Raw genomic sequence first — 22,352 nt, 5'->3', positions numbered from 1 at the left:
TTTTACATAAACACGGTATTTGTAATGAGGTTTTACCATGGAGTTGTTAAAATGTTTGACCCGCTCCATGTGAAAATTGCAGGGCTTTCTTATTACTGAAGATTTTTTATCTAGCTGTGGGGTACTTGTGATTTCTCATTCTATTATAGATATGAGAATATAGAAGCATAAGTAGCAGACCCTAAGTTCTAGTAAATAAAAAAACAAAGGAAGTGATCAATATGAAAGCTGTTCAAGTAACGGGTTATGGTGGTCTGGATCAACTGCAAGTAATGGAGAAAGAAATTCCTAAACCTAAGTCCAATGAAGTACTGGTTCAAGTTAAGGCATGTGCTATTAACAATACCGAGATTTGGATGAGAGAAGGAGCATATGGAACCGGGGAAGAGTCAGGATGGCGTCCTGAAGGAGTAAACTTCCCGCGAACTCCAGGATCGGATATTGCCGGAAAGGTCGTTGAAACTGGCAGTCATGTCACCGATTTGAATACTGGAGATGATGTTGTATTATTTCCGTTTACCTCTTCTGGAGAAGAAGGATATGAACATATCTCGGAGGATATGTCGTTTATTGGTTCTGAATACGACGGAGGTTATGCAGAATATGTGGTGTGGCCGGCGGAACTTTGCAATCCTATGCCGCTTCAGGACTATAAAGAAAGTGCTGTTTTTTCTGTGAGCGGTCTAACCGCCTGGCATATGGTGGAGCAAATTGCCCCTAAACCGGGGGAAACTGTAATGGTTACAGGGGCTAACGGTGGTGTTGGTTCTCTTAATGTCCAGATCGCTGCCAACGTTTTTGGAGCAGAAGTCATCGCTATTGTAGGCGACCTTTCACTGGCAGATAAAATGAAAGAACTTGGAGCCGCACACGTACTTTCCTACCGCTCTGACAAATTGGAAGAAGAGATCCTTGAAGCGGGAGGGGGTTCGATCGATGCTGTTTTAGACGTAGTAGGAGATGCTTTATTCCACACGTCTCTCCAAGTCCTTAAAAAAGGCGGGAAATTCTGTACGTCTGGTTCGGCAGGCGGTCAACAGACAGAGCTTGATTTTAGAACACTGTATTTGAAACATATTACGATGTTTGGATCTGTTTTAGGTACTAGAGCAGACTTTAATAAGTTGATGGATGCCATTGCAAACCACCAAGTAAAACCGGTGATTGATCGGACTTTCCCCCTTGAGGAAGCTAAAGATGCCCAGAAGTATTTCAAAGAATCAGGAAAACTAGGTAAAATTGTATTGATTCCATAGATCTAAAGAAAAATGTAATTCTTTTAGTCGAACGACCAACCACCCGGACCAGAGCGTTCGGGTTTTTTCTTTCATCTAATCGCTTGGCTCTTGATCCATTCAGTTCGAGTATTGTGTAATTTACTGATTTTTGAAATAATTGGTTGAGATGAACTTTCTTGGAAGAGGTGCATAAATGGCAATAGTCCTCAATAAAAAATTAGCCGTACAAATCGATAAGTCTGAAATAGAGTCTCTCATATCAAGGATTGATGCCCTTCAGCAAAAGAAAGGAAATCCAATGGAGGCTGCTAGGAAGGTGTTTGGAGAGTGCACGGCTTTTACGGTGAAGAATATTCCTGGTCCTGTTTGAATCGAGTAAAAGGAGAAAGCTGGATTAAAGCTTGCTTATACAAAGTCCGTCTTTGAGGAAATATAATTAGGATAGGTAAGTTGAGTCATAAAGCAGGATAAACTCAGGGAAAACAGGACGGAAAAAAACATTTTCTTGTGCTACTGTTCTTCTACTTTTGTTGTTAAGGCGGGATCGTATGAAAGTAAAAATTAAATGGACTTACAAATCTTTAAAGAGTACAGAAACCAACTTTTTATCAGATGAAATGCAGGCCGGTCAGGCGATTTTACTGGTTGAAGATATAGAAAGAACGGGACGGGCCAAACAATTAACATTTGTCGACAGTCAGGATCAACCGTGGACTTTGAAAGAATTAAAAGCTTATATGAAAGGGATTCAAACAGAGCCCCACAATATAAAGGTTTATTTTGATGGGGGATATGACGTAAAGACACGGAGTTCAGGTTTAGGCTGCGTCATTTACTATGATCAAAATGGTAAGTCTTTCAGATTAAGAAAGAATGCTTTAGTAAACGAGTTGAATTCAAATAATGAAGCTGAATATGCTGCTCTCCACTTGGCATTAAAAGAGTTAGAGCTGTTAGATGTCCATCATTTACCCGTTTCAATTATTGGTGATTCTCAAGTAGTTATTAATCAATTAACTGGAGAGTGGCCCTGTTTAGAGGAAGAATTATCAAGGTGGGCAGATCGTGTGGAGGATAAATTAAGCCAGGCAGGCATAAAGCCAGAATATAAAGTTATTTCGCGAAAAAATAACAAAGAAGCAGACAGATTAGCATCGCAGGCACTGAAGAATGTTGAGATTACAAGTTCCATGGAAATAAATTAAGCTTTTACTAAGAGATAAGGAGTAAGTAGTAGGCATTGCTGTCTCACTTAAGTCTGCTAGGCTTGATTGCTGATAGTTTTGGCTCTTCTTTTCTGAAAATGCCTGTATATGTGAAGATAATCGAAATTTCGTTTAGTAGAGAAAGTACATAGGCAGTCAGTAAGTTTAGGGCTCAAACTCGAGGGGGGGTGGCAGGATGAAAAGAGTTATTTTAATTCTTATGCTATTAATAGATTTAGTTTTTATATCAATGGTGTTAATCGGAGATCCGTTCCGCTATGATAACGGCTGGACCTTTACCTTAAGTGCATATTTTCTGCTAAGTATCCTGTTATCAGGTTTCTTCTTACGGAAAACGAAAAAGACACGAGAGATTTGGCCATATTTAACAGTAAGTGTACTAGCTTTGAGCCTCAGCAGTTTGGGCTGGATTGTATTCATGAAATATCTTTTTATTATTATCGGGTAAGTTGACTGCTGCTTACAGCTGAAAAAACCCCCAAGTCTTTTAGTAAGCACCAAGACTTGGGGGTTTTAGCAAAACGAATAACAAGTCAAAATCCGGGGTTATTTTTCTTGAATCCTTGCCATGCCTGCTTAGACCCTTCCTTTAGTTCATCCCGTGAAGCATGCAGCCTTTTAGTAGAATCTCCGTAAGCAATCTCGATCTTTCCTTCTTTCAATTCTTCAAATACGGTATCTGCAAAATCATCCAGGGGAGCTCCAAATGTATGCATTCCTACACCGCCAAGGTCGGTGTTAACAGCAGGAGGCAGCACTTCGATAACGGAGAGGTTCGTATTTTCCACCTGCAATCTTAAGGATTGTGTGAAGGAACTGAGAGCAGCTTTCGTAGCACTATACACGGGTACCCACGCTCCAGGTGACAGAGCGAGGCCGGAAGTAATATTGATAATCGAAGCATCCGGTTTGCTTTTCAAAAACGGTGTAAAGAGCATCGATAAGTGCAGAGGTCCATCAATATTAATAGTCAGCTCCTTTTTGGACTGTGCCCAGTCATGTTCTTCTTCTTTAAGATTTACTCGCTGCTGGATGCCTGCATTATTAACAAGCACATTTAGATTCGGAAAATGAGAGGTTACCCAAGTAAATAAATTTTCCCGCTCTTCCTGATCAGCAACATCACATTGTTTGATATGCAGTTCGGGATGCTTTTCTTGAGCTTCTAATAATTTCTTTTCTCTCCGCCCCACAATAATAACTTCATTATTCTCTCCTAAAAAGCGTTCAGCCAGGGCTAAACCAATCCCTGAACCTCCGCCAGTAATTAGAATAGTGTTTCCGTTTATGTTCATTTCGTTCATCCTTTCTATTCTCTACCAGTGAGTGTATATCCCCAAAAGTGTTTTCTGTACACTTTTTCCATGTAGAACTTTGTTCCCGGCATTGCGGTAAGGAAAACAATTTCCGTTCCAGCTCCTTCCTATAAACAGAATCATAAGCTTTCAGCTAATACTGATCATTTCCGCTTGAGGCATGACCGAAGTAGAGAAAAAAAACCAGCGTTCTCCGCATAGGGTAAATAAATTTCAGGAAGTTTTGGACAGTTTTTCAGCTGATTTTCATTTTGTCTTGATACCTTAGAGTTAAGAAACTTGTATGGAGGTAGAAATGATGAGAAAAAGAACGACTGTGAAATGGTTCTCAGGCATTGCCTCAGCTGTCATGGCTGCTTCTTTTATAGGATTTGTTCAAAATCACCAGGTAGAGGGAGTCAGTAATCAAGGAGCTGAACAGCAGCAACCCACTCACTCCGAAGATTCGATTTTCTCTAATCCGGATGACAGTAACGATACTCATGACTTTTTCGGAAACGATGATCGTTCTTTTGATGGCAGTGGGTTTGAAGACCCTCAAGGAATGGCCCCATCGGAGCGGAGGACCAGACATTCATGAATAATGGGATGAATTTTTCCGGAATGGGTACGGACATTTATTTGGAAGCAGACAATACAGAGGAATTATTGACTTGGTTTACTCATGTGGAAAGAAGATATTCAAGGTTCCTGAAGGATAGCGAATTATCGATATTAAATCAAAAGCCCGTTTCCGAAGACTGGATTTCTATTTCAGAGGAATTTTATCAAATATTACAAAAGTCAGAAGTATTCATGGCTCAAACAGATTCGCTGTTTAACCCGTATTTAGGCCAGCAAATGAGTTCGCTTGGCTATGATCGTTCTTTCGATCAAATGGAGGGGATAGCAAAGCAGACTGATCGGCAATTCTGTATGGACAAGGGGTTGTTACTTCATCACGATCAGCCCCTAGTCAAAAAAGTAAGAGATATTCATATTGATCTCGGTGGTTTTGTTAAAGGATGGAGTGCCGACCAGGCATTTCAAATGGCCCGAGGTGAAAATATTTTTATTGATGCTGGAGGAGATATGGGTTTTACGTTCGCTCACCCTGAGAACATTGGCGTTATGAATCCCTTTGACTCTACCACAGATATTGCTCAGTTTGTTATACAGCAAGGGGCTTTAGCGACTTCTAATGTTTTGCACCGCCGCTGGGAAACTCAGCACGGAGAGCATCATCATATATTGAACGGTCAAACCGGAGAAAACCCAGTGTCTGATGTTATTCAGGCGACTGTACTCGCTCCAACAGTAGCAGAAGCTGAAGTTTATGCGAAAGTCCTCTGTATGATTCATGCAGAGGATGCCGAAACTTGGATAAAGGAAAAAGAACTCCCCATCGCTGCCCTTATCGTCAATCAGAAAAAGCAAATATATAGGACGGAGCATTTATTTCAATTCTGTAAAGGAGTGAGGACGGCATGGTAATCACCACGTGGGAATGGGCAAGAGCATCAGGATTAACTTCATTTGGCTTACTATTTCTTTCAATCTTTGCTGGGTTTTTACATAGTTCTCCCAGCACTCCGAAATCGTGGAAAGGCTATTTATATCCTTTTCACCAAATTACTGGCTGGATAGGGTTCCTCGTCATTATCTTTCATGGTGTGATCCTGCTTTATGATCACTACGTGAATTATCACTGGTATGAAGTATTTGTTCCATTTATGTCCGATGAGCATCGCTTCTTGGCTGGTCTAGGCACGCTGTCGCTCTATGGAGTCTTTCTAATTTTGCTTTCATCGGATATGATGAAAAGAGTGAAACGGTCACTGTGGAAAAAAATTCACCTATTTTCACTGCCTGCTTACCTTCTGGCTTTAATTCATGGACTCTTCATGGGATCAGACCATGCCGATTCGATTCTTCTTCTATATGGAGGAACATCGGTAATGCTCATAGCCGCATTTCTTTGGAAAAGGCTGAGTTCAGCATTTCAGCAAAATGGTCGGCATGCAGCAAAGGAAGGATAAACGATTATGAATGTATTATTAGCAGAAGACGATCTTAAGCTGGGCCGTCTTCTTGTTCATATGTTAAAAAAAGAATTTCATCAAGTTGACTGGGTCACTGACGGGGAGTCCGCTTACGATTATTCAACGACGGGTTTATACGACGTCATTATTTTGGACTGGATGATGCCGGGGCGGAACGGGCAAGAGGTATGTGAAGCACTTCGCAAAGAGGAGTGTGCCTCATCGATATTAATGCTGACCGCACGGGATAGTGTGGATGATCGAGTGATGGGTCTCGATTCAGGCGCTGATGACTATGTAGTGAAACCATTTGAATTTGATGAGCTTTTTGCGAGGATCAGGGCATTAGCAAGACGCTCGAATAAACCTTTGCAAGAAGATACTATTGTGGTAGGATCTTTGGTTTTAAATCGAGGAGCTCACACTCTTCAAATTCATGACCTGCCGGTGCTACTGACACATAAAGAATATCAGCTGATAGAAACACTGATGTGCAATACGGGACGAGTACTGACAAGAGAACAGCTGATTTCTAAAATTTGGGGTGTAGATGCAGACGTTACGGACAACAATTTGGATGCACTGGTAAAGTTAACTAGGAAGAAGCTCAGAGAAGCGAAAGCAGAGCAGGAAATTAAAAGTGTGAGAAATGTAGGCTATCAAATAGTATGAATACTGTAGCCAAGAAAACGAAACAACGTCTAATGTGGCTATTTGCCATCCTTACGATGATCTTCCTGCTTCTATTTGTGGTAATTGCCTACGTGACGGTTTCCCGGTCCGTGTTAAGTGACCAAAAAGAAAAAGTCACAGAAATGATTTCAGATGAATCGATTGTCCATCTGCTGCATGAGTCGAATGAGTCCCGTGACAGGGAGATGAAAGTTAATTTATTTGCTGTGGTAGATTCAAATGGAAACGTCCTTAAAGAAGAGGGGGACCATATTGACCAGCTGATAGAGGGGTGGACTCCGGAATCCCAGGTAATCGTTGAAAAAGATGAAGCAGGCCGTGATTATTTAATGGCAGCAAAGCCCGTTGGGGACGGATACGTGTTCACTGGTTTGGATATTACTCAACAGAAAGAGGTCTTAAAGCGTCTTTTTGTAGTGCTGCTGTTATTAACAATTCTCTTTACGTTTGCAGCTATGATCTTATCTTTCTTTATGGCGGGCAGAGCTATTCTGCCAATTGTGAAATCAGCAGAACGCCAGCGAGAATTTGTGAATGATGCCTCTCATGAACTTCGAACTCCGCTTAGTATTTTATCCGCTGGATTTCAAGTCGTTGAAGAGGAGGATCATCTACTGTCTGACTTCTCAAAACAGACGATGCACGATATGTCCGGGGAAGTGAAGCGCATGACTGGTCTCGTAAATGATTTACTGCTGTTAGCTCGCTCCGACTCGGGAAAGCTGGTTCTTGAAAAGGAAGAATTTAATCTGACAGACCTTATTTCCAAGTCTGTCCGCTCCTTCTCTAAAGTTGCCGAAGAACATCATTTGTCTATAACAGGTGATTTGCAAGAAAACGTTAGATTTATCGGTGATAAGCAGCGGATTCAGCAGTTAATTTATCTATTCCTAGACAATGCAGTGAAGTATAACTGTGAGAAGGGGAGCATTGAAGTGAAGCTGTCTGAGGCGGAAAAGAAAGTACGGATGTCTTTCATTGACTCTGGAGTGGGAATTGCTGAGGAGCATAAGAGAAAGATATTTGATCGATTTTATCGAATTGATAAAGCACGGTCCAGAACAATGGGGAGTAATGGCATAGGGTTATCGATTGCTGACTATATCGTAAAAGCACATAAAGGGTATATTGAAGTTGACAGTACTTTGGGGAAAGGAACGCGCTTTACAGTCGTTCTTCCTATATAGACGAATAGACAGAGGAGCAGCGGTCTTAGAAGTGGACCGCTGCTTTCATTTTACTCTAGCGAAGGAGCCTGCAGGGCCGGTTCAGGAACATCAGGAATCTTCCCGTTGAAAGGGGAAAAGTGAATCTCATAGCTTATAGCAGCAGGGTAGGATTGCAGGACGTTAATGTCTTCCGGGCGTTTCGTCTTTAAATGGAAGACGATGGATGAAAGCTGGTCACCCTTTACGGTCATAACTAGTGTACTGTCTTTTTGATCCTCAAGCATAATCCCCCTGAAATCGAGCTTGTCAAAAGCATGGAAGACGGCTGTATAAACCGTTGTTCCTTGCTTTTTAATGTGCTTAATTTCGTCTGCTTCTTTTAAGACCGTCTTGCTCCAATCGAACATATCATCTAACGGAGAAAGCTCATTCAGTACCCGATGGGGGGCTTGGCCTTTATTCCAGTCGCCTCCGGATTGAACATAAAACTGATCATTATTAAAAAAAACTGTAAACGTAAAGGTGGATTCATCAGAAACAGGGGTGCTGACTTTATATTCAGACCGTTCTTTTGACCAGGACCCGGTACTTTGTGAAGCAAGTTTTCCATCCAGCTTGTAGACGGTGCTCACCTGGTAGCTTTCTTTGGAAAATTTGGTTAACTCCGATTGCCAGGTTTTAAAGTGATATTCTTGCTGGCTGGGAAAAAAAGCAAAACCTGCTGCCGTTCCTAGAAAAATAGCTGCCAGAGGAATCAGCCATTTTTTAATGGGTCTAAAGATAGCCATCTAAATCATACCCTCCGCTCTTCTGCCAATAGCCTCTTTCGCGTTCGTTCGTGAACTCGAGTCGATTCAGCCATTTTACAGATTTATATCCATACATATCCGGATGATACAACCGGCACGGGTACCCTTGAGCTTTTTTCAAAGGTTTTCCATCCATCTCAAAAATAAGCATTGCCCCTTCGTCCAACAGCTGTTTTACTGTGAAGGAATCATAATAGGTTTCATCTCCAGAATAGGCAGTAATGTAGGAAGCGTTGGTAGTAAGGTTCATTTCCTTAAATAAATCCTTTAATAATATCCCCTTTAATTCCACTCCATGAACACTCCATCCTGTTACACAATGAAAATCGTCTACTAGAGTAGTGGAGGTGAATCTCGGAACATCAGCTAGTTTTAAAGAAGCCGTCTGATTAACGGCTCCATCAATAGTTAAACTCCATTCTTGTTCTGTATAGCTGGGAGTATCATTGGTGACATTATAAATCCTGAAATAGCCTTTTCTCTTATTTTCATCCGTGGAGATTGACAGAGCAGGCATCAGCCACTTCACGTACCTTCCTATCATAATGAAAACTAGTCCAATAGCAAAAAATTTAATAAAATCTCTGCGCTCTAGCTGGTTTTCCTGAATGGCATCAGGAATCGGAGCCTTTCCTCTCCACCATTTCGGCCATGGAATTCTGATCTGGAAGAAATGACCCAGGCTATGGGTAAGAGCCCAGGGAATGAATAGAAAAGTACTCCAATCGTGCACAATAACGGCGTTATTCCGGACGATTACCGGCAGGGAACTTTGTACGTACATGGCTATCCCTGAAAGAATCCAAAGACCCGCAAAAATCAACAGCATGCCGCCGTTATACTTTTTAAGTAAGGGTCTGGGTTTCATATAATGAAGCAGTCTGCGTGAACCATAGAGGATCACGAGAAGATAAATGCATGCGCTTACATAATGGGGCGTGACTAATGGGAAATGAATTTCGTTAAACCATGTTCGAGTGGGTGTCACGTATAGAAATAAACCAGAACTAAGGAGAACTGTGAACGTAAGAGCGTGTATGAAATGGAGACGGACATTTTTCCTATTCATTGCTTGTCAGACCCCTTTCTATCTCCTATTGAAATCATTGTATCACAAAGGTTCTTTTAATAGATTGAACAGGCTTTCATTGGCGTTGGGGAGAATCAGCCAGGGTGTGAATTTTTTAAATTTAACAAGTATAATTATGGATATTAAATAAGTCTTTTTAATTAGGTCTAAAAGGTGGTAAACTTTTTTGGGAATTTTATCATGTTAAAGGATTTCGTATAGTAAAATGAAATTTGGGGTTAGTTAAAGTACAGATAAGAGGAGGATTTAAGGCATGACATTCACTTGAAATGCCGGAAGTCATATGCGGATTCATCTATTCTAAGTCCAGAGGCTTAGTAAAAGATTGGTCCAGGGTCCGCTGTTCATTTGTGGATAATCGAGTACCTTTAAAGAAGATGCTAAAGTCTTGGTCATCCCATTCTTTTAGTAATCAAACGATTCATTTAGGAGGGTAAACATGCAAACGTTAACCAATTGGGCTTTTCGTAACAAGGCGGCCATGGCTTTGTTTGTCATCATTACATTAATTATTGGAATGATCAGCTATTTCCGGCTGCCTATGGAGTTTCTTCCTGAAGCGGATAACCCGCAAGTGACCGTCGTGACCCTTGGGCAAGGTTATGATGCAGGTTCTATGGCTAAGAATATAACTGAACCAGTGGAACAAGCGGTTTCTTCAGTGAGTGGGAAAACATCTGTCCTTTCTACAACTGGTGCGGGTTATTCACAAGTCACGATTAATTTTGACTCCAAAACGGATATGAAGGAAGCAAAGAACCATGTTCAGGATTCGATCAGCGGTATCAATATGCCGGATGGAGTTGCCAAACCGCAAATTTCCCAATTGAATACTTCGATGATTCCAATTGGTCAAGTATCTTTAACTTTCGATGGAGGACTGACCAAAAGCAACGTAGAAAAAGTTAAGAATGAATTCATGCCTTTATTTGAGAACGAGAAAGGTATTTCGGAAGTCAGCTCCGCCGGAGAAAACAGTTCTCGAGTGGAGATTAAACTCGATCATGATCAACTGGAAAAGTTACATATTCCTGTGAATGCCGTGATGGGAGTTCTTCAAGGGCAGGATGTTTCAGCAACAGCAGGAAATGCAACGATCAATGGGCAGCAAAGTACGATTAATGTTACAGATAATCTCCGTTCATTAGAGGCATTGAAAGACCTTACTATTCCTATGCAGACTCCAGATGCCCCAGTCGTCCACATCAAAGACATAGCTTCCGTTGAAAAAGTAAAAACAGAAGATATGATTACAAGGATCAACGGTAAAGATGCTTTTGCCTTAACTTTATTTAAGGAAGATGATGCAAGCGCCGTTACTGCTGGAGAGCAAGTGAAAAACACAGTGAAAAAAATTAATAGTGATTTTAGTGGAGTTGAGGCAACAACATTATTTACCACAGGCGATATGGTGGAAAACTCCGTGAATAGTATGGTGCGTGAAGTAGCGCTAGGTGCTCTGTTTGCGACTATCGTCATTCTGCTGTTCTTAAGAAAGTTTAAACCAACTCTCATCACAGTTATCTCCATCCCATTATCTTTGTGCATAACACTTTTGTTATTATGGCTGTCAGGCGTTACGTTAAATATTCTTACCCTCGGCGGGGTAGCTGTTGCGGTCGGCCGACTCGTTGATGATAGTATCGTAGTGGTTGAGAATATTTTCCGGCGCAGTCAAAATCAGACCCTTTCCAAATCCAATGTGCTGCAGGCGACTAAAGAAGTATCGCGAGCGATAACTTCCTCCACGCTGATTACTGTCGCCGTATTTTTACCGATGGGGCTAGTGAATGGCTCGTTACGAGCATTTCTGCTTCCGTTTGGTTTAACGGTTACGTATTCTCTGCTTGCTTCTTTACTGGTTGCCTTAACGGTGGTACCGCTCCTAAGCAGAGGAATGCTTAAGAATACTACACTGCCAGCACACCATACACCAAAAAGGTATATCAGCGTGCTGAGATGGTCATTAAATCATAAATTTGTCCCGATTTTACTGGCCATTGTCGTGTTTGCAGGTTCAATTGCACTTTACACAATTCTTCCAAAGGCGGCAACAAGTGCGAATGATGCTTCCTTTGTATCGGTAAATATGACATTCCCAAGTGATACTCCGCAAAAGATGTTAAAGCAGCGTATGACTGACTTTGAAGATAAGCTCTCCGAATTCGGCGGCTACAAATTTATTATCACACAGTATGGATCTAATTCTGAAGCTGCCCAATACGGGGAAGTAAGTGATCCGGACACGGTTTCCTTCTCAGTGATTATGAAAGAAAATGCAGACGCTGACCAATTTATTGATAAAGTGAATAAAGCTAAGAAAGAGGAAAAGAACGTAACCATTACTGCTTCGCCAGCTTCTATGTTTGGAGGTTCCTCTAACTCAACAATTACTTATGATGTAGTTGGCAGCAACTCGGATGAACTATTATCAACGTCTCAAAATTTAATTAGCCAGATTAAACAAGTGGATGGAGTAAAGAAAGTAACTAGCAATCAGGAAAAGACGACTCCGGTTTATACTGTTAAGGTTAATACAGAGAAAGCTAACGCCAATCAAACGTCAATGGAAATCAGATCTCTGATTAATCCCCAGCCAATTGGAACGATTACTCTGGATAATGACTCCACCCCTGTTTATCTGAATGCGGGAGGGAACCCTGAAACACTCAGAGATTTAAAGGACTTAACACTTTCCACAAGTTCTGGACTCCTGCCGCTCTCTCAAGTTGCGGATATTACTATGGAAGATAAACCTAGTACGGTTCTTCATAAGGATGGAGATTTATATGTGCGAATTACTGCGGAAGTTAAGCCAGCACAGTTATCTGTCATCTCAAAAAACATTGATGAGAAAGTGAATAGTCTGGACTTGCCTAAGGGTGTATCCCTTGATAAAGGCGGGGCAGCGCAGCAGCAGTCCAGTGACTTTGCAGATTTAGGAATTACGATGCTTGCCTCCATCCTGATCGTTTACTTGATTATGGTGCTTACGTTTAAAACGCTGAAGGCGCCCCTTGCTATTCTAATGACACTGCCGCTTGCCTCCATTGGAGCAGTTCTTGGTCTCTTGATTTCCCGAGTTCCAGCAGATGCGACTGCCCTGATAGGAGCGTTAATGCTGATTGGAATTGTCATTACCAATGCCATTGTGCTGATTGATCGAGTGAAGCAAAATGAGCAAAATATGATCATTCGAGATGCCATTATTGAAGCTTGTGGAACCCGATTGCGTCCGGTAATCATGACAGCAATCGCTACCATTTGTGCTATGCTTCCACTTCTATTTGGTCATACAGAAGAAGGCAGTCTAGTTTCTAAATCCTTGGCAGTAGTAGTCATTGGCGGATTGACGGGTGCAACTGTACTTACTCTAGTGATTGTTCCCGTTTTCTATGAACTGCTGCATTTCAGGAAAGCGAAGAAACAGCGATTGGAAGAAAAAGATGAGGAGAAGATTGCTAATTAATTTTTTCAAGAGGCTGGGACATAAGGAAAGGCCCCCTATATAAAGACGAACAATTAGGGGAAGGGCAGAGGTTTACTCTGAATGGCTGCTCCGGAAATACACTCCGCTTTTCGCGGGCGGCTGGTGGGTCTCCTCGTGCTGCGCACTGTGGGGTCCCACCTATGCCTTCCTCCCGCAGAAGTCTCCGTGTATTTCCTGCGCTGGACTGGTTTCTATTTTCCCCTTCCTTCTTCCTGTTCATCGGGAAGCCCTATTAATAAAATGGGGAACGTAATAGCCGTCCTTTCTAAACGTCAAGAAATCCTCAATCAAACTGGCAGGAGAAAACCCGAACGATGAAGGAGCGTTAATTCCTTCACCGTTCGGGTTTAATAATGGTTGACAGACTTTTTTTATAACCTCCTCCTTTTATCTTTTATTTAATAGAGTATAGGTTAACTTCTTCGGTATGGAGGGTCATGAGCTAGTTCAAAGATCTTTCCAGTTGGAATGGATTTGTATCGCTGGGGATTCTAACTTGAAAATTTGAAAGGAATCTTAAGGCAAGGTATAGAAAAAGTAGAGTAAGGAGGTGCTGGATGTGGGTATGGTCATAGGGTTAGTCATACTATTTGTCGTCATCGGTATCGTAAGAATGTTACTTGGTATCCCTTCTCCTAGAAATAAATCGGACAAGTTTCATGATCGCGATTATTCATAAAGAGCGGGAGATATGTAATGATTCAGGCGTAGGCAAGCTGATTTAACAAGGGTGTAACCCAAACTGGGAAGTTTAGGTACACCCTTTCTATATTGGGAAATTCATTGAAACTGTAAAAGGAATAGTAAAGGGGACAGTCGGATGATCTATGAATTATTCAGCATTTATAAAGAAAAAATGTCATTTAATAATGTTTACCTGAGATACATGAAAAAATGGCACGTCATTCTCTTATTGTTAACGATTCTTGTCCTATTTGTTAGTTTAATTTATCTTTCCCTATGGAGCGGTAACGAGTGGCTGATGTTCTTTGTTCCGCTTCCTATTACTTTGTTCATCCCCTATTTAAATCATGAAATGGAAAGAATCTCAAAGGAGGTACATAACAGGGAAACCACTGGAAACGTGATTAAGAAAAGGAGAGAAGAATTCGCTCAGTGCTTAGAGGAGAAAGGAATTACTAAGCCGGAGCAGTTTGAATTTCTCATCGAATTAATTGATAAGAATGCGCAAGAAATGAAAACCCCTTTCTTTATCAACAGAGGGATTATTGCAGCCATCCTCGGTCCGATCTGGATCCAGTATCTTACTTTTGTATTTACCATGAGTACACATAGTTTAGAAGAAGCTACAGGTCTGCTAGTTTTGTTGGTGGTGTTAATAATGTTATTTCTTTGTTTTGTTTATATAAGCAGGTCGATTGTGGTCGATGATTTGATGAACGGTGAATATAACAAGATGAGGAAAATGGGGAATGTCGTGAGAGATATTTACTTGATGAAATTAAGCGGGCAATAAAAATACTGCCTCATAGGGATTTAAGGCCCGGTGTTGTACATTCAATACAAAAAGATCCGAACCTCTGGAAAATCAGGGTTCGAATCTTTTTGTATAAGATCACTTACTTAAAATACTTTAGTTGTCCAGTCTTCACAGTTCCAGATATCAGTGACTATGCCTTCGTAAAACTCGGGTTCGTGTGAGATGAGAAGCACACTTCCTTTGTATTCATGAAGGGCTCTTTTAAGTTCTGCCTTAGCATCCACATCTAAGTGGTTCGTTGGTTCATCAAGCACCAGAAGATTGGTTTCTTTATTCATTAATTTACACAATCTTACCTTAGCTTTTTCTCCACCGCTTAACACTTGAATTTTACTTTCCATATGTTTCTTTGTAAGTCCGCACCTAGCAAGGGAACCTCTTACTTCCTGCTGGGTCAAGTGACGAAATTCATCCCAGATCTCTTCAATACATGTGCGTTGACTAGTTTCCTTAAGCTCCTGCTCAAAATAGCCAATATGAAGATGATCGCCTAATTCAACCGAGCCGGATACTGGAGATATTTCCCCGAGAATACTTTTAAGCAAGGTCGTTTTTCCAATACCGTTCGCTCCAGATAAAGCAACTTTCTGTCCGCGCTCCATTTCTAAATCCAACGGGCGGGAGAGAGGTTCCTCATATCCAATAACAAGCTCTTCCGTTTCAAACAGGTATTTCCCTGGAGTCCGTGCTTGTTTGAATTGAAAAGAAGGCTTTGGTTTTTCAGAGTCCAGTTCCAACACGTCCATTTTATCCAGCTTCTTCTGTCTGGAGGTAGCCATCTTACTCGTAGCTGCATTTGCTTTATTTCGCGCTACAAAATCCTTTAAATTTGCGATTTCCTTCTGCTGTTTCTTATAGGCAGCTTCATGCTGCTGTTTCTGCATTTCATAAACCCGTAAGAATTCATTGTAATCTCCCGGATAACGGGTAAGCTGTTGGTTTTCCATATGGTAAATTAAGTTCACAACGCTATTTAGAAACGGAATATCGTGGGAAACGAGAATAAAGGCATGATCGTATTCCAGTAGATAGTTTTTCAGCCATTCAATATGCTCCACGTCTAAATAGTTCGTCGGCTCATCCAGCAGTAAGATGTCTGGTTTTTCTAAAAGTAATTTAGCGAGCAGTACTTTCGTACGCTGTCCGCCGCTTAGGTCAAACACGTCACGCTCTAATCCGAAGTCATTTAACCCAAGACCATTTGCTACTTCCTCAACTTTAGCATCGATCGTATAAAAGTCATTATTGGTTAAAGAGTCCTGAATGCGTCCAGTTTCCTCCAGCAGGTCTTCAAGTTCTTCGGGGTCAACTTCCCCCATTTTGGCAAAGAGATGATTCATTTCTGTTTCCAGATCAAATAAATATTGGAAGGCAGTCCTTAGAACATCTCGTATAGTCATCCCTTGTTTTAAATCCGCATGCTGATCTAAATAACCTACTCTGGTATGTTTCGACCAAGTCACTTTTCCAGCATCCGCTTCTAATTTACCTATAATAATATTCATAAACGTAGACTTACCTTCGCCGTTAGCTCCAATAAGTCCTATATGATCCCCTTGCAGTAACCGAAAAGAGACGTCGTCAAAGATAGCGCGATCTCCAAATCCGTGACTCAAGTTATTAACTGTTAATAAGCTCATGTTTAAAAACACCTTTTCCTTCAATAGTTCATCCTTATATATTATAAAGGTCATCTGAAAAAAGTGATAGGGGTATCTTCTAACAATTCTAAAGAATAGCGGTGTAGGAAATTGACATAGATTATAGAAGTAAAGTAGACTTTACAATAATCAGAGCTCAGGATGAAGGTGAGTGATTGAAGAATTTAATCAGAGATAAACGCATGGATTATAACATAACTCAGGAAGCCATGGCTGAGCAGCTTCATGTTTCAAGACAGACGATTATTTCTCTTGAAAAAGGCCGATACAATCCTTCTCTCTTGTTGGCTCATAAATTAGCGCAGCTTTTTCATTGTTCTATTGAAGAGTTATTTATATTTGAAGGGAAGGAGAATGTTGATCGTTTCTCAGACTAAAACCAGGAAATGAGTGATGAAAACTGACCACGTATCTGGCATTTCTTAGAGGGATTAATGTAGGCGGTAGAAATAAGATTAAAATGGCTGAACTAAGACATTCTTTAGAAGAGGCAGGCTTGCAGGAAGTTGTTACCTATATCCAGAGCGGGAACATCATTTTCCGTTCGGATGTAAACGAAGACAACCTTGTAAAGTTGATTGTAGCTAAACTGCAAACGGATTTTAACTTAGCTGTTCCAGTGGTGATAAGGACTGAAGAGGAAATAAAAGGAGTAAGAAAACGGTGTCCTTTTACGAATGAAGATATTACTCAAGCTCAGCTAACATCTGCTGGCGAAAGTCTTTACGTGGGGCTGTTGGGGGAAGAGCCTGCTCAAACAAAGACAGACTGGCTTCTATCTTATCAAACGGAGGATGATCGATGTTATATCGATGGAAGGAATGTGTATCTTCTCTTTAGTAAGAGCATTCGCAACTCAAAACTGGCGAATCATCTTCTTAAGATGAATGTGCCCGCTACAATTAGAAATTGGAAAACGATCAGTAAGCTTGCCCAAATGGCTGAAGAGCACTAGTCTTCTATAGAAATATTACGAACCCCGCAGCGGATATGGATCGCTGCGGGGTTCATTGTTTCCTGATTGAACATCAATTGCGTTTGTTCAATGGTTAAAAGTGGTATGGAATAAAGTCCCTAAAGCAGGGTGTCTAATTATTTATTCAAGAGGTGGAGCTATGAAAAATGTAACATCCGTATTTTGGTACGCCCTATCTATTTGCACAGCTGTAGTGATTTGGGGAGTGATCGGTCCAGATAATTTAGAAAAAGTTTCAAGCCAAATAACCGGCTTTATTTCCGAGAAATTTGGATGGTATTACTTATTAATTGTTATGCTTATGCTTACTTTCTGTATCTATCTGATTTTTTCACGGTTTGGAAAGATCAAGCTTGGAAAAGAAGAGGATACTCCTGATTTTAATTTACCTACCTGGTTTGCCATGTTATTCAGTGCTGGAATGGGGATGGGGATGGTCTTTTGGACTACAGCAGAGCCCATTTCTCATGCATTTAAAAGTAGTCCGGGTGCAGAGCTGGGTTCAGACGAAGCGATTAAAGAATCGCTGCAATACTCCTTCTTTCATTGGGGGATTCATGCCTGGTCCGTTTATGCGTTGGTTGCGCTGGTGCTCTCTTACTTTAAGTTCCATAAAGGATACCCCGGTTTGATTAGTTCAACCCTTGTTCCTTTATTTGGAGAAAGGAGTATGAATGGGATCGCTGGAAAGCTGGTAGATACATTAGCCGTGGTGGCAACCGTGGTTGGAGTAGCAGCTACCCTGGGGTTCGGATCAGCACAGATTAATGAAGGTCTTTCCTTCCTTTTTAACACCCCTAGTAACTACGCCTTTCAATTATTAATATTAGCTGTATCGACCGTTCTATTTATTATGTCTGCATGGTCTGGAATCAACAAAGGAATAAAGTACTTAAGCAACATTAATATGGGACTCGGCTTCCTGCTGCTTATTCTATTATTTATCGTTGGCCCGACATTATATATTTTAAATATGTTTACGAATACACTTGGAGGTTATATAACGAACTTCTTCCATATGAGTTTTCGTATGGCCCCTTTAAGTGAAGATCATCGAACCTGGATTAATAACTGGACGATCTTTTACTGGGCATGGTGGGTTTCTTGGTCTCCGTTCGTCGGCATCTTCATAGCGCGAATTTCCCGTGGACGTACGATTAAAGAATTTATGCTGGGAGTATTGCTTGTTCCTTCTCTTGTTTGTTTTATATTCTTCGCCGTATTTGGAGTTTCTGCCTTAAACCTTGAACAAAATGGGATAGCTGAAATTTCCCAATATGCTTTGGAAACAGCAACTTTCGGGGTGCTTCAATACTATCCATTAGGAACGCTTATGTCTTTCATTACTATTTTCGTTATTGCTATCTTCTTCATTACCTCAGCAGATTCCGCTACTTTTGTTCTTGGGATGCTTAGTACAAAAGGATCCTTAAACCCTTCTAGTATGGTGAAAATCATCTGGGGTTTGACTTTATCAGCAATGGCCGCGATTATCGTTTACTTCGGAGGTACTCAAGGTCTTCAGAATGTTCTTATCATAGCTGCCCTGCCATTTTCGATTGTTATTATTCTAATGGGGGTTTCCTTCTATCAGACAGCAAGGAAGGAGTTGGCAGCTAAGAAGAGAAGCGAGCGGAAATCTCAAAAGAAATCTTATACTATCAAAGGGTAAATAGAAAACCCAGGAATTGAAAAAATTCCTGGGTTTCTGTTTGAGTAACATATGTATTGGAAGGTTTCAATGAATGTAATAGTGATAGAAGACTTATAAAATTAGCGGTACACATTGGCATGATGAATGGAACTTGATTAGAATATAGAGAAACCTGGTTCAAATAGGAGTGACCCCATGACTAGAAAACAGAGAAAATTACCTTTGTATGTGCAAATAAAGAATAAAATGGTGACCAATGTTAGACAAGGCATTTGGAAACCGGGAAAACCTATTCCTTCGGAGAGTCAGTTGATGGAACTATTTAACGTTAGCCGGACGACAATTCGTCAGTCGATACGCGATCTTGTACAAAATGGAATTTTGGAGACACGTCGAGGTGCGCCAACAAAAGTTCGAGAAATCCCGCAGGAAAACATGAGTAATCCTGGAGTCTTCCATCATGAGACAGGAAGTGAAATGGCTGTAAAAGTTCTGCGAGCAGAAAGATTGAAGAAGAATGAATATGCTAGAAGTCAATTGAATCTGCAATCGGATCAGGATGTATTTTTCATGGAGAGGCTGAGGTTAGCTGATGGTCTCCCTATTGGGTACCAGCAGCTATATGTACCTCTGGAAATTAGCGACAAGATTAGTGAATTAGCTGGAGGGGCATTCGATATTTTTCCAAAGCTGGGGGAGCAGAATATTCATTATAAAAACATTAAAGAAAGTGTATCTGCTTCAAATGCTACCCAGTATGAAGCAGATTTGTTAGGGCTGGTTCCCGGGGAAGCACTTGTTGATATTCTTAGAACAACAATTGGAATGGAAGATCTGCCTATTGAGCATAGCCGTACTAAATACATTACCCGTTCCTTTCATTACCAGGTCGAAATCGGACGATAATCACTCAACGTGTTGTAACAAGTTATCACTTATTGTAATATCTAAGGTGGAGGACGTCTTTGCAATATTTATTTATATTCACCGAGGAGGAATACAATGAGCAAGTTAACAAGCATCCGGCATGATAAAACTCAAATTGATTTGGTTCGTATGCGTAAATATCGATTAGGAAGAGTGAGAGAACAGTTGAAATCCTTAGGTTACGGAGGAATTGTGATCTTTGATCCAGTAAACCTCAGGTATGCTACTGGCAGTAGAAACATGCAGGTATTTATGCTTCGAAATCCAGCTCGCTATGTTTTTATCCCAACAGAAGGACCCGTAACATTATTTGATTTTCCAAATTGTGAGCATCTTTCAGATGGAATAGAAACGATAGATGAAGTACGGCCGGCAACTACATTATCTTATGTGGCATCTGGTGAAAACCTTTATGACAATGCGAAAAAATGGGCGAAAGAAATTGCTGATTTATTTAATCAGCATGCGGGTGATAATAAGAAACTAGCCGTTGATTACATTCCGTCAGTTGGAGCAATTGAACTAGCTAAATTGGGAGTGGAAGTTGTTGATGGACAGGAACCTGTTGAGCATGCTAGAAGTATAAAAAGTCAGCAGGAAATTGAAGCTATGAAAATATCAGTCCGTACAGCTGAAGAAGGCATGATTCGTATGCAGCAAGCTCTAAAGCCAGGTATCACTGAAAATGAACTTTGGTCCCACCTTCATCAGACAAATATTGCACATGGAGGGGATTATGTGGAAACCAGACTACTGAGCTCTGGGTATCGGACCAATCCTTGGTACCAGGAGTGCAGTGATAAAGTGATTGATGAAGGAGAACTCGTCGCCTTTGATACGGATATGAACGGGCCATTTGGTTTTTTTACTGATATTAGCCGAACTTTTTACTGCGGAGACAGTGAACCTAGTGACGAACAAAAGCGTCTATACCAAACCGCTTATGAGCAAATTCAGCATAATATTAGTTTGCTTAAACCTGGAATGACCTTTAAAGAATACGCTGAGAAAAGCTGGAAAATCCCTGACGAGTTTTTTGCTAATCGTTACTTTACAGTGGCCCATGGGACCGGACTGAGCGGAGAATATCCGTACATTGTATTCCCGCAGGACTTTGAAGAAAAAGGATACAATGGAACGATCCAGGAAAATATGGTGCTCTCAGTTGAAAGCTATATTGGTGCTGAAGGGGGTAATGAAGGGGTAAAGCTTGAAGAACAGCTTCTAATTACAAAAGATGGCGTTGAAAATTTCTCGGATTATCCGTTCGAAGAAAAACTTTTAAAATAACAAAATACTTCCTTGAAAACTCAAGTTTCTATGAAGGAACTTGAGTTTTTTATAAAAAATAACAGTGCGCCCTTCCGGTATGGATAGACACACTGTAAGTCTGATATTATTTTACTTTCTTCCAGTAAGCAGATTCTTTGCTTGAACGTAGAGGCGGGAATGTGTCGCCGCTTTGCAGCTTAATTTGACTCTCATCATCTGTAGGATTACTGGTTTTGCGTCCATCTGTTAAACCATCGAATTCATACGTTCCGTTTTCAGGTGCTTTTTCTCCAGTTTTGTAACGATCTGCCATTGCTATCCGTCTCCTTTTTTTGGTTTTATTTACATTTATTATGTAACCGAGTTCTCAGAGGATTAAACATCTAAATCAAAATATTCTAAAAAAATTTGAACCTCTTTTTGTCCATCTTATTCTGACCAATAAATTGGCGCGAGCTGCTGGAAATCCTTCATAAATTGCTGAAAACTTCTGGAGTGGAAGGAGAATACATTTGTCAGGTAGAATGATAAATATTCACGGTTATGACCACAAGGTTTTAGGGCAAAAACCAGAAGGGTACGAAGTATGGACAGCCGTGAATGGTCTATGATATTAGCGGAAGGTGATAATTAAGTAAGAATGGAGGTTTTATTTTGGATGCTTTTATAAGAAGTGACCAATATAATTTTATTAAAGAAAAGACCAGCGATCTTCTTCACGCCCACTCTTCGGTAAATGATACAGGTGTCATGAATGCATTAAAATCAATGACCCAGGAAAAGTCAGTGGGATTGTTCAAGAATCTGGATCAGGTGCAAAGCGGATTGGTTAATCAAATTCAGCAAGTAGAGGATCAAGCGGATGCAGTCCTGTTTTTATCGCGTTTAAAACAATATGTCATTCCTTTTCCCGAACTAAGCGAAGATGAACTTAAACAATTATTTCCTAAGGTGAAGAAGCTGCACGTTCCTGACTTAAGTAAAGTGAATCACCTGGAATTATCTTATCTTGGATGGAATGATTTGAATTCTAATCGAAAGTATATAGTATTTCAAAAAGCAGGTAATATTGCGGGCCTTTCAGGGGCATTTACTCCATCCAGGCAGCCAGGTATTTGTTCGATCTGCAATGGACTTGAAAAGGTAGGAATGTTCACAGCTACCACACATCGTTCTTCGCAGGGTACTGTAAAAAGAGGGAACTATATTTGTAAGGATAGCTCCGTTTGTAACCAGAATTTAATTGAATTAGATTCTTTTGCTGCCTTTGTCAATAGGATGAAGGGATAGTAAATCTTGTGAGCAACAG

At 40.8% G+C, this 22,352-nt stretch carries 22 protein-coding genes; 17 read left to right on the top strand and 5 right to left on the bottom strand.

The genetic code is table 11. From position 1 onward, the window contains the following. Positions 1-221: 221 nt before the first annotated feature. From Q7A53_RS12200 to Q7A53_RS12185, 4 genes are all read left to right on the top strand, one after another. A complete protein-coding gene (locus Q7A53_RS12200; RefSeq protein WP_411789450.1) occupies positions 222-1,256 on the top strand; it encodes a zinc-binding dehydrogenase in 1,035 nt (344 codons plus the stop codon). A 175-nt stretch (positions 1,257-1,431) separates the two neighbouring features. Next, positions 1,432-1,608, top strand: a complete 177-nt coding sequence (locus Q7A53_RS12195) for a hypothetical protein (RefSeq protein WP_411789449.1) — start codon at positions 1,432-1,434, stop codon at positions 1,606-1,608. A gap of 178 nt (positions 1,609-1,786) precedes the next feature. Continuing rightward, positions 1,787-2,443 (top strand): reverse transcriptase-like protein, encoded by a 657-nt coding sequence (locus tag Q7A53_RS12190; RefSeq protein ID WP_411789448.1) that lies wholly within the window; start codon positions 1,787-1,789, stop codon positions 2,441-2,443. A gap of 196 nt (positions 2,444-2,639) precedes the next feature. Continuing rightward, a complete protein-coding gene (locus Q7A53_RS12185; protein WP_411789447.1) occupies positions 2,640-2,912 on the top strand; it encodes a hypothetical protein in 273 nt (90 codons plus the stop codon). An 85-nt stretch (positions 2,913-2,997) separates the two neighbouring features. On the opposite strand, the gene Q7A53_RS12180 is transcribed toward Q7A53_RS12185, so the two are convergent. Further along, positions 2,998-3,759 (bottom strand): SDR family oxidoreductase, encoded by a 762-nt coding sequence (locus Q7A53_RS12180; RefSeq protein ID WP_411789446.1) that lies wholly within the window; start codon positions 3,757-3,759, stop codon positions 2,998-3,000. 316 nt (positions 3,760-4,075) lie between these two features. On the opposite strand from Q7A53_RS12180, the gene Q7A53_RS12175 reads away from it, so the two are divergent. From Q7A53_RS12175 to Q7A53_RS12155, 5 genes are read left to right on the top strand one after another with little or no spacing between them, the layout of a single operon-like run. Then, complete coding sequence (locus Q7A53_RS12175) at positions 4,076-4,360, top strand: hypothetical protein (protein ID WP_411789445.1); 285 nt, start codon at positions 4,076-4,078, stop codon at positions 4,358-4,360. Next, entirely contained in the window at positions 4,357-5,253 is an 897-nt protein-coding gene (locus Q7A53_RS12170; protein WP_411789444.1) for an FAD:protein FMN transferase, read from the top strand. Before Q7A53_RS12175 ends, Q7A53_RS12170 begins: the two co-directional genes overlap by 4 nt. After that, on the top strand, positions 5,247-5,798 hold the full coding sequence (locus tag Q7A53_RS12165) for a ferric reductase-like transmembrane domain-containing protein (protein WP_411789443.1): 552 nt from the start codon (positions 5,247-5,249) through the stop codon (positions 5,796-5,798). Before Q7A53_RS12170 ends, Q7A53_RS12165 begins: the two co-directional genes overlap by 7 nt. 6 nt (positions 5,799-5,804) lie before the next feature. Continuing rightward, the gene (locus Q7A53_RS12160) at positions 5,805-6,473 is read left to right on the top strand and encodes a response regulator transcription factor (protein ID WP_411789442.1); all 669 of its coding nucleotides are present in this window, start codon (positions 5,805-5,807) and stop codon (positions 6,471-6,473) included. Further along, complete coding sequence (locus Q7A53_RS12155; protein WP_411789441.1) at positions 6,470-7,681, top strand: sensor histidine kinase; 1,212 nt, start codon at positions 6,470-6,472, stop codon at positions 7,679-7,681. Before Q7A53_RS12160 ends, Q7A53_RS12155 begins: the two co-directional genes overlap by 4 nt. A 50-nt stretch (positions 7,682-7,731) precedes the next feature. On the opposite strand, the gene Q7A53_RS12150 is transcribed toward Q7A53_RS12155, so the two are convergent. Together Q7A53_RS12150 and Q7A53_RS12145 are read right to left on the bottom strand one after the other, a co-directional pair. Further along, on the bottom strand, positions 7,732-8,451 hold the full coding sequence (locus Q7A53_RS12150; protein ID WP_411789440.1) for a hypothetical protein: 720 nt from the start codon (positions 8,449-8,451) through the stop codon (positions 7,732-7,734). Further along, a complete protein-coding gene (locus Q7A53_RS12145; RefSeq protein WP_411789439.1) occupies positions 8,438-9,541 on the bottom strand; it encodes a molybdopterin-dependent oxidoreductase in 1,104 nt (367 codons plus the stop codon). The genes Q7A53_RS12150 and Q7A53_RS12145 overlap by 14 nt, the downstream gene beginning before the upstream one ends. A gap of 460 nt (positions 9,542-10,001) precedes the next feature. Between Q7A53_RS12145 and Q7A53_RS12140 the strand changes: the two genes are divergently transcribed. After that, entirely contained in the window at positions 10,002-13,031 is a 3,030-nt protein-coding gene (locus Q7A53_RS12140; protein ID WP_411789438.1) for an efflux RND transporter permease subunit, read from the top strand. An 841-nt stretch (positions 13,032-13,872) separates the two neighbouring features. Continuing rightward, a complete protein-coding gene (locus Q7A53_RS12135; RefSeq protein ID WP_411789437.1) occupies positions 13,873-14,529 on the top strand; it encodes a hypothetical protein in 657 nt (218 codons plus the stop codon). Between the two features lie 107 nt (positions 14,530-14,636). Here the strand turns inward: Q7A53_RS12135 and Q7A53_RS12130 are convergent, their stop codons facing one another. After that, positions 14,637-16,193, bottom strand: coding sequence for an ABC-F family ATP-binding cassette domain-containing protein (locus Q7A53_RS12130; protein ID WP_411789436.1), 1,557 nt, complete (start codon positions 16,191-16,193; stop codon positions 14,637-14,639). A 176-nt stretch (positions 16,194-16,369) separates the two neighbouring features. Between Q7A53_RS12130 and Q7A53_RS12125 the strand changes: the two genes are divergently transcribed. The 5 genes from Q7A53_RS12125 (at position 16,370) to Q7A53_RS12105 (ending at position 21,061) form a co-directional block, all read left to right on the top strand. Continuing rightward, positions 16,370-16,591 (top strand): helix-turn-helix transcriptional regulator, encoded by a 222-nt coding sequence (locus Q7A53_RS12125; protein WP_411789435.1) that lies wholly within the window; start codon positions 16,370-16,372, stop codon positions 16,589-16,591. Between the two features lie 23 nt (positions 16,592-16,614). Further along, on the top strand, positions 16,615-17,169 hold the full coding sequence (locus Q7A53_RS12120) for a DUF1697 domain-containing protein (protein WP_411789558.1): 555 nt from the start codon (positions 16,615-16,617) through the stop codon (positions 17,167-17,169). 160 nt (positions 17,170-17,329) lie between these two features. Then, complete coding sequence (locus tag Q7A53_RS12115; protein ID WP_411789434.1) at positions 17,330-18,862, top strand: BCCT family transporter; 1,533 nt, start codon at positions 17,330-17,332, stop codon at positions 18,860-18,862. A gap of 177 nt (positions 18,863-19,039) precedes the next feature. After that, positions 19,040-19,750, top strand: a complete 711-nt coding sequence (locus tag Q7A53_RS12110) for a GntR family transcriptional regulator (RefSeq protein WP_411789433.1) — start codon at positions 19,040-19,042, stop codon at positions 19,748-19,750. A gap of 96 nt (positions 19,751-19,846) precedes the next feature. Further along, complete coding sequence (locus Q7A53_RS12105) at positions 19,847-21,061, top strand: M24 family metallopeptidase (protein ID WP_411789432.1); 1,215 nt, start codon at positions 19,847-19,849, stop codon at positions 21,059-21,061. A gap of 106 nt (positions 21,062-21,167) precedes the next feature. Here the strand turns inward: Q7A53_RS12105 and Q7A53_RS12100 are convergent, their stop codons facing one another. Further along, positions 21,168-21,356 carry a YjzC family protein gene (locus Q7A53_RS12100; RefSeq protein ID WP_411789431.1) on the bottom strand — a complete coding sequence of 63 codons (189 nt, stop codon included), beginning with the start codon at positions 21,354-21,356 and terminating at the stop codon, positions 21,168-21,170. A gap of 341 nt (positions 21,357-21,697) precedes the next feature. On the opposite strand from Q7A53_RS12100, the gene Q7A53_RS12095 reads away from it, so the two are divergent. After that, positions 21,698-22,333: a FusB/FusC family EF-G-binding protein gene (locus Q7A53_RS12095; protein WP_411789430.1), complete on the top strand. Its 636-nt coding sequence runs from the start codon at positions 21,698-21,700 to the stop codon at positions 22,331-22,333. Positions 22,334-22,352: the final 19 nt, after the last annotated feature.

It is taken from the genome of Halobacillus rhizosphaerae, assembly GCF_046719735.1.
GTDB lineage: Bacteria > Bacillota > Bacilli > Bacillales > Halobacillaceae > Halobacillus_B > Halobacillus_B rhizosphaerae.
This window is presented reverse-complemented; position numbering and strand designations above follow the sequence as displayed.